8 protein-coding genes and 1 pseudogene are annotated in these 7,077 nt (G+C 66.1%); 2 read left to right on the top strand and 7 right to left on the bottom strand.

Translation table 11 applies throughout. From position 1 onward, the window contains the following. Positions 1-426: DUF6456 domain-containing protein (locus RMQ73_RS13970; RefSeq protein WP_310498927.1), on the bottom strand; the 426-nt coding region annotated here is incomplete at its 3' end. A 128-nt stretch (positions 427-554) separates the two neighbouring features. Here RMQ73_RS13970 and RMQ73_RS13965 point away from each other — a divergent pair. Together RMQ73_RS13965 and RMQ73_RS13960 are read left to right on the top strand one after the other, a co-directional pair. Continuing rightward, positions 555-1,118 carry a helix-turn-helix transcriptional regulator gene (locus RMQ73_RS13965; protein ID WP_310498926.1) on the top strand — a complete coding sequence of 188 codons (564 nt, stop codon included), beginning with the start codon at positions 555-557 and terminating at the stop codon, positions 1,116-1,118. Positions 1,119-1,248: 130 nt separating this feature from the next. Continuing rightward, positions 1,249-2,061, top strand: coding sequence for a hypothetical protein (locus RMQ73_RS13960; protein ID WP_310498925.1), 813 nt, complete (start codon positions 1,249-1,251; stop codon positions 2,059-2,061). Positions 2,062-2,067: 6 nt separating this feature from the next. Here the strand turns inward: RMQ73_RS13960 and RMQ73_RS13955 are convergent, their stop codons facing one another. From RMQ73_RS13955 to RMQ73_RS13930, 6 genes and pseudogenes are all read right to left on the bottom strand, one after another. Next, on the bottom strand, positions 2,068-3,393 hold the full coding sequence (locus RMQ73_RS13955) for a folylpolyglutamate synthase/dihydrofolate synthase family protein (protein WP_310498924.1): 1,326 nt from the start codon (positions 3,391-3,393) through the stop codon (positions 2,068-2,070). Positions 3,394-3,422: 29 nt separating this feature from the next. Then, a complete protein-coding gene (gene accD, locus RMQ73_RS13950) occupies positions 3,423-4,277 on the bottom strand; it encodes an acetyl-CoA carboxylase, carboxyltransferase subunit beta (protein ID WP_310498923.1) in 855 nt (284 codons plus the stop codon). A gap of 4 nt (positions 4,278-4,281) precedes the next feature. Then, entirely contained in the window at positions 4,282-5,118 is an 837-nt protein-coding gene (gene trpA, locus RMQ73_RS13945; RefSeq protein WP_310498922.1) for a tryptophan synthase subunit alpha, read from the bottom strand. Next, complete coding sequence (gene trpB, locus RMQ73_RS13940) at positions 5,115-6,344, bottom strand: tryptophan synthase subunit beta (RefSeq protein WP_310498921.1); 1,230 nt, start codon at positions 6,342-6,344, stop codon at positions 5,115-5,117. The genes trpA and trpB overlap by 4 nt, the downstream gene beginning before the upstream one ends. Beyond that, positions 6,341-6,979 (bottom strand): phosphoribosylanthranilate isomerase, encoded by a 639-nt coding sequence (locus RMQ73_RS13935; RefSeq protein ID WP_409049881.1) that lies wholly within the window; start codon positions 6,977-6,979, stop codon positions 6,341-6,343. The genes trpB and RMQ73_RS13935 overlap by 4 nt, the downstream gene beginning before the upstream one ends. After that, positions 6,976-7,077 (bottom strand): annotated as a pseudogene (locus tag RMQ73_RS13930) (orotidine-5'-phosphate decarboxylase); the annotation flags it as partial. The gene RMQ73_RS13935 and the pseudogene RMQ73_RS13930, both read right to left, overlap by 4 nt.

Here is a 7,077-nt window from a genome sequence, read left to right as displayed (position 1 = left end):
GCGCGCCGGCCACGCCAGCGCCCGTTCGGCGGTCTCCAGCCCCTCGCCCAGGCACACGACGCGCCACAACACATCGGACAGGCCGGGGCCAGCAGCGGCACAGGCGGCGTCAAAACGCTGCCGGGCAGCGATCTGGCTGGTGGCAGGGTCGGCGGCATGGGCGCCCCGCGTGCCCCTGACCGGGTCCCAGCGCATGGTGATGCGCGGCGCATGGCCGGCCATCATGAAATCATGCCGCAGGCGTTCCCCGGCTGAAAATTGCGCCGCCGACACCAGGCCCCGCCGCGCCAGCCAGGCCAATGGCGATTCGGCGAGGTTCACGGTGACTGCCTGCCGGTCCACGGCATCAGCCGGTGCCAGCCGCCGCTGTGACAGGATACGGTTGCGCGGTTCGGGGGCAATATCGGCCACGCTCGGAGATGACATGGGCGTAATTCGTACTGATTTCGCCATAAAGGTTCCTTTACCAATGAGAATGCAGACAAATATGTTGCATATCTAGGCCCTTGTAGGACAGGATGAACCACTGAGGTTATTTACAATCGGAGATTCGGATGCTGACGCGGATTCGCGACGTGCGAAAGGCCAAGGGATTGACCCTTGCCGATGTCGCTGCGCGCTGTCGGCCGCCGACCACTGCCCAGACGATCGGACGACTGGAAACCGGCACGCGGACCGTGTCGGTCGATTGGCTGAACCGCATTGCCGATGCACTGGAGGCGGACAGCTCGGCGCTTGTGACAATGGACAACCGGCCTGATGTGCCGGTCGCGGCCGTACTCGGTCCCCTGGGCGCCGACGCGCCGATGCAGGCAATCAGCATCACGGCACCATTGCCGGGGCCGGCGATGGTCGGCCTGATCGTGGAGGCCAGCCAGGGCGACTATCGCAGCGGTGACCAGTTGTGGGCGCAGCGGCTGGAGCCATCAGAATTTCCCCGTGCCATCAACCGCGATGTGCTGGCGCCGCGCCCCGGTGGCCGCTTTGCCTTTGGCCGACTGGTGGCGATGGACGGCGGGCGCATCCAGATCCTTCCGGCTGCCCCCGGCGCCCGCCAGATCGTGCTGGGCGACGTGCCGTGGCTGGCGATGGTCAGCCAGCTGGTGCGCGGGCTGTAATCATTACGACGGCGTAATTATCTTGCTGGGACACCGGTCCTTGGTTACGACTCGTTCGATGTTGATTCCTGCATTTGTCGCATTCGCGGTCCTGTCGGCAGTTCCGGCCCCGGCATCCGAACCGGCACCCATGATTGTTACCGGTCAGCGGGATCAGGCCGAGCAGTTGCGCGCGCGGGGTGCCGCCTATTTGCGAAAGACCCTACCGACGACTGTTGGCGGCCAGAATGCGCGGTGGAACGAACCCGTCTGTCCGGTTGCAGTCAATGTTCGCGCCGCCACGGCCAAATTGTTCGCGGATCGCGTCCGGGAAACCGCTATGGCCATCGGCGCCGAGGCAGCCAAGCCGGATTGCCGGCCCAACATTGCCATTGTCTTTGCTGCCGATGCTGGCGCCGCGCTGCGCGAAATCGGCCGCCGCCAGCCGACGACCTTTGATGCCCTGACCGGGCCGGAGCGCCGCGCGTTGTTTGCCAGCAAGGCGCCAGTGCGCTGGTGGCACCACAATCGCATCACTGGCGCCGATGGCCGGGAACTGTCCGGCGTGTCGGCGGCGCTGGGCTTTGCCGGCTTTGGCGCCGGGGCCAACGCGCCGGTATTGAGCGGCACAAGGACAACAAGGCTGGATGCTCCAACGGTGGTTGGCATTACCGGCGCGGTCGTGCTGATCGACGTGCCGCTGGCAAGCGGGCAGGATCTGTCGGCATTGGCGGACTATGTGGCGATGATCGCGTTGTCACGCGTTCGGGCGAATGTGGCTGACCGACCGGACGACAGCATATTGTCGCTGTTCGAGGCGGATCCGCGACCGGCGGCCCTGAGCGATTTCGACACGGCATTCCTGCGGGCGCTGTATTCCGGTCCGCCGAACCAGAATGGCCTGCTGCAACGATCGATGATGGCCGGCGCCATGCGTGACACCATCACCGGCGCGGAAAAATAGCGAGGCTCAGACTGGCGCCTGGCCATTGGCGGCAAGCGCAGCGCCGGCGAGATGCAGGGAGCCGGTGATCAGAACCGTTGGCGGCCGGTCACGGTCGGCGCAGCGGGCGATCATCGCCAGCGCCGATTCGATGCCTGAGGTGACAATTCCCGGCAGGCCGGCGACATTGGCCAGATCGGCCAGCGCCTGTGCATCGTGGCTGGCATGGCCTGCGACAGGCGTGGTGTAGACCGACGAAGCAACAGTGCCAAAAGGCTTCAGGAAGCCGGCAGCATCCTTGGGGCCGAGCATGCCGACCACGAGATGGAGCGGGCGCCCGGCAGGCAGCACGGCCCGCATCGCATCGGCAATTGCCTTGCCAGCGGCAGGATTGTGGCCACCATCGACCCATAGTTCGGCGCCTGGCGGCAGCAGCGCCGACAGCGGGCCGGCATCCAGCCGTTGCAGCCGCGCCGGCCAGTCGGCCCAGCCCATGCCCGCTTTCAGCGCCGGCTCTCCGACGGGCAGCAGATCCTGGGCGCGCAGCATGGCAATGGCGAGACCGGCATTGTCGATCTGATGGGCGCCGGCAAGGCGCGGCAACGGCAGGGCAATCCGGCCCTGGCCATCGCGGAAATGCAGCATGCCTTCATAGGCGGCAACATCCCAGTCCTCGCCGCGCATCGTCAGCCTGGCCCCGGCGACCCCAGCCACTTCGGCGATGCGCGCCGTGACCGTGCGCGGATAGCGTGACAGCACGAGCGGCACGCCACGCTTGGCGATGCCGGCCTTTTCACCGGCGATGTCGAGAATGGAATTGCCCAGCCATTGCTGGTGATCGAGCGCAAGCTGCGCGATGCCGGTGACAAGTGGATTGGGGATGAGGTTGGTCGCGTCCATGCGGCCACCAAGGCCCACCTCGATGATGGCGGCATCGGCAGGGTGCCGCGCAAAGGCCAGGAACGCCGCCGCCGTCGTCAGTTCGAAAAACGTGATCGGCTGGCCGCCGTTGCGGTCGAGGATGTCGCGCAGCAGCAGGACAAGTTCGTCATCGGAAATGATCTGGCCGGCGATTCGGATGCGTTCGTTGAAGCGCACCAGATGCGGCGAGGTATAGACATGTACGCGGCGGCCGGACGCCTCGAGACAGGCGCGCAGAAAGGCGACCGTCGAACCCTTGCCGTTGGTGCCGGCGACATGGAACACCGGCGGCAGCCTGCGTTCGGGATGGCCGAGCCGTGCGAGCAGCCGCGCCAGCCGGTCCAGCGTCAAATCGATTTCGGTCGGGTGCAGCGCATACGCGGCCTGCAACAGCGCATCCAGCACCGGATTGTCCGATTCGGCGCGCGGCATGCGTGCCCCGCCCGCGTGCGGAGTCTGGGTCACGCCGCGAGCCGCCTTGCCATCAACAGGCTGGCCAGCCGGCCCAGCGTTTCCTTGAGGTCGCGGCGATGCACGACCATGTCGAGCATGCCGTGTTCGAGCAGATATTCGGCGCGCTGAAAGCCCTGCGGCAGTTTTTCGCGAATGGTCTGTTCGATGACGCGCTGGCCGGCAAAACCGATGAGCGCGCCCGGCTCGGCAATCTGGACATCGCCGAGCATCGCATAGCTGGCAGTGACGCCGCCGGTGGTCGGGTCGGTGAGCACGACGATATAGGGCAGATGCGCCTCGGCCAGTTCCTGGATGCCGACGGTGGTGCGCGGCATCTGCATCAGGCTGAGGATACCTTCCTGCATGCGGGCGCCGCCGGCTGCGGTGAAGATGATGAACGGGCATTTTGCCGCCAGCGCCGCATGGATGCCGGCCAGGAACGCCTCGCCGACGCCCATGCCCATCGATCCGCCCATGAAGGCAAAATTCTGCACGGCCACGATAGCGCGCTGCCCTTCGATGGTGCCGTCGCCGACCACCATCGCCTCGTTGTCGGACGTGGCGGCGCGGGCAGCCTTGAGCCGGTCGCCATATTTCTTCTGATCGCGGAATTTCAGCGGGTCTTCGGTGACCTTGCGCACGGCAATGGCCTTCCATTCGCCGTCGAACACCTGGGCAAAGCGCACGCGCGGCCCGATGCGATCGTGATGGTCGCAGCGCGGGCAAACCGACTGATTTTCTTCCCATTCCTTGGTGTAGACCATGGCGCCGCAGCTTTTGCACTTGGTCCACAGATTGTCCGGAGTGTCGCGGCGGGCAAGAAAGCCGGTCAGTTGTTGGCGGGTGCGGGTGAGCCAGCTCATGGTCTCATGCTCCTTGATGGCGCGCCGCGCGCACAGCCGCGGCAAGGCCGGCGACGATGGTGCCGACGCGGGCAGGAATATCATTGGCGCGGGCTTCGGCTGCATCGCCGATGGCATCGACGATGGCGCTGCCGACCACAACGGCATCGGCATGAACGGCAATCGCTGCGGCCTGCTGCGGTGTTCGCACGCCGAAACCGACCGCAATCGGCAGATCGGTCGCGGCCTTGAGGCGGGCAACGGCGGCGGCGATGTCGGCGACCGACGCGCTACCGGCGCCGGTGATGCCGGCGACCGCAACATAATACAGAAAGCCCGAAGCGCCCGACAGCACTGTCGGCAAGCGCGCGCCATCGGTTGTGGGCGTTGCCAGCCGCACCAGATGGAGGCCCTGCTCGGTCAATGCCGGCACCAGTTCATCGGCTTCCTCGGGCGGCAGATCGACGACGATGGCGCCGTCAAGGCCGGCGGCGCGGGCATCGGCAGCAAAACGTGCCGGGCCATAGGCGAGTATCGGGTTGAAATATCCCATAAGAATAATCGGCGTCACGTCATCTTCGCGGCGGAAATCCGCCACCATGGCCAGCACATCGCGCAGCCGCGTGCCGGACCCCAGGCTGCGGATGTTGCCGCGCTGGATGGCCGGGCCATCGGCCATCGGATCGGTGAACGGCATGCCAAGCTCGACGATATCGGCGCCGTTGGCCACCAGTGCCCGCAGCACTTGAGCCGAGACGGACAGGTCCGGGTCACCGGCGGTAACAAAGGTGACCAGCGCAGCGCGGGATTGGGCGCGGCAGGCTGCGAAGCGGGCCGACAGGCGATCGTGCCCGCCGCTCACAGCAATTTCACCCCGAGCGCGTCTGCCACCGTGAAGATATCCTTGTCGCCGCGCCCGCACAGGTTGGCGACGATGATCTGGTCGCTAGGCATGGTTGGCGCCAGCCGGGAAATGGCGGCGATGGCATGAGCGGGTTCGAGCGCCGGGATGATCCCCTCGACACGGCACAGCAGCTTGAATGCCTCCAGCGCCTCGGTGTCGGTCGCCGACTGGTATTCGACACGGCCGATGGCATGCAGCCAGGCATGTTCGGGGCCGATACCAGGGTAATCAAGCCCTGCCGAGATCGAATGCGCCTCGGCAATCTGGCCGTCCTCGTCCTGGAGCAGCATGGTCTTGTTGCCGTGCAGCACACCCGGCCGGCCACCGGCCAGCGATGCCGCGTGTTTTTCAGTCGACAGGCCGTGCCCCGATGCCTCGACGCCGATCATCTTGACGCCGGCATCGTCGAGGAACGGGTGAAACAGCCCGATGGCGTTGGAACCGCCGCCGATGGCCGCGACCAGCATGTCGGGCAGCCGGCCTTCGGCAGCCAGGATCTGCTGGCGCGCTTCGGTGCCGATGACGCTCTGGAAATCGCGGACCAGCTCGGGATAGGGGTGCGGGCCGGCGGCGGTGCCGATGATGTAGAACGTGTCGTGGACGTTGGTGACCCAGTCACGCAGCGCCTCGTTCATCGCGTCCTTGAGCGTGCGGCTGCCGCTTTCGACCGCCCGCACTTCGGCGCCGAGCAGCTTCATGCGGAACACATTGGGCGCCTGGCGCTCGATATCGCGGGCGCCCATGTAGATGGTGCAAGGCAGGCCGAAACGCGCAGCGACCGTGGCGGTGGCGACGCCGTGCTGGCCGGCGCCGGTTTCGGCGATGATCCGCGTCTTGCCCATGCGCTTTGCGAGCAGTATCTGGCCGATGCAATTGTTGATCTTGTGCGCGCCGGTGTGGTTGAGCTCGTCGCGCTTGAGATAGATTTTGGCGCCGCCTAGCGCCTCTGTCAGCCGCTCGGCGAAATACAACGGGCTGGGACGGCCAACATAATAATGCAGCAGATAGTCGAATTCGGCCTTGAACGCCGGGTCGGCCTTGGCGGCGACATAGGCCTTTTCCAGATCAAGGATCAGCGGCATCAGTGTTTCGGCGACATACCGCCCGCCGAATTCACCGAAATGCCCGTTTGCGTCAGGCCCGGAGCGCAGGGAACCAGCGGGCGCGTTCAGGGGTGCGTTCATGACGCTGCCCTGACGGCTTCGGCAAAAGCCGCGATCCTTGACAGTGATTTCACGCCTGCTGCTTCCTCGACCCCTGATGACACATCGACCATGGCCGGCCTGGCCAGCCTGATCGCCTCCCCGACATTGCCGGCATCCAGCCCGCCGGCCAGACCAAAGGCCCGGCCCGGTGGTGCATCGGCCAGCAGGCGCCAGTCGAATGACAAGCCATTGCCGCCAGGAAGGGGCGAACGACTAGGCGCTTTGGCGTCGAGGAGCAACAGGTCGGCGGGGCCGGCACCCTGCGCGGCCTGCGTGATTTCGGCGCGGGTGGCGACACCGGCGGCACGCCATACAGCACGCCCGGTGCGCGCCTTGACCGCTGCGATGCGGGCGGCCGTTTCGTTGCCGTGCAGTTGCAGCGTATCGATGCCGGCCGCCAGCACCGCGTCGATCAACGCGTCATCGGCATCGACCAGAACCGCAACCTTGCCGATGCCCGCCGGCACGCGTGTCAACAATGATGGCAACTGCGGCGGATCGACATGGCGAGAGCTGGGCGGAAAAATGATGAAGCCAAGCCATGTCGCGCCCGCAGCGATGGCGGCATCGACCGATTCAGGCGTGCTCAGCCCGCAGATCTTGAACGGCATCATGCCAGCGACCGCGCGATGGCCGCAGCAGCAGCAGCAGGATCATCTGCGCCGGTGATGGGCCGGCCGATGACCAGCACGCTGGCGCCGGCATCCAGAGC

Source organism: Sandarakinorhabdus sp. (assembly GCF_031430775.1).
Taxonomy (GTDB): domain Bacteria; phylum Pseudomonadota; class Alphaproteobacteria; order Sphingomonadales; family Sphingomonadaceae; genus Sandarakinorhabdus.
Note: the sequence above shows the minus strand (reverse complement) of the source record. Positions and strands in the feature narration are given on the sequence as shown.

Coding starts and splice junctions, on each gene's coding strand:
- accD (WP_310498923.1), bottom strand. CDS start 4,277: ATGAGCTGGCTCACCCGCACCCGCCAACAACTGACCGGCTTTCTTGCC.
- RMQ73_RS13955 (WP_310498924.1), bottom strand. CDS start 3,393: ATGCCGCGCGCCGAATCGGACAATCCGGTGCTGGATGCGCTGTTGCAG.
- RMQ73_RS13935 (WP_409049881.1), bottom strand. CDS start 6,979: ATGATGCCGTTCAAGATCTGCGGGCTGAGCACGCCTGAATCGGTCGAT.
- trpB (WP_310498921.1), bottom strand. CDS start 6,344: ATGAACGCACCCCTGAACGCGCCCGCTGGTTCCCTGCGCTCCGGGCCT.
- RMQ73_RS13965 (WP_310498926.1), top strand. CDS start 555: ATGCTGACGCGGATTCGCGACGTGCGAAAGGCCAAGGGATTGACCCTT.
- RMQ73_RS13960 (WP_310498925.1), top strand. CDS start 1,249: ATGATTGTTACCGGTCAGCGGGATCAGGCCGAGCAGTTGCGCGCGCGG.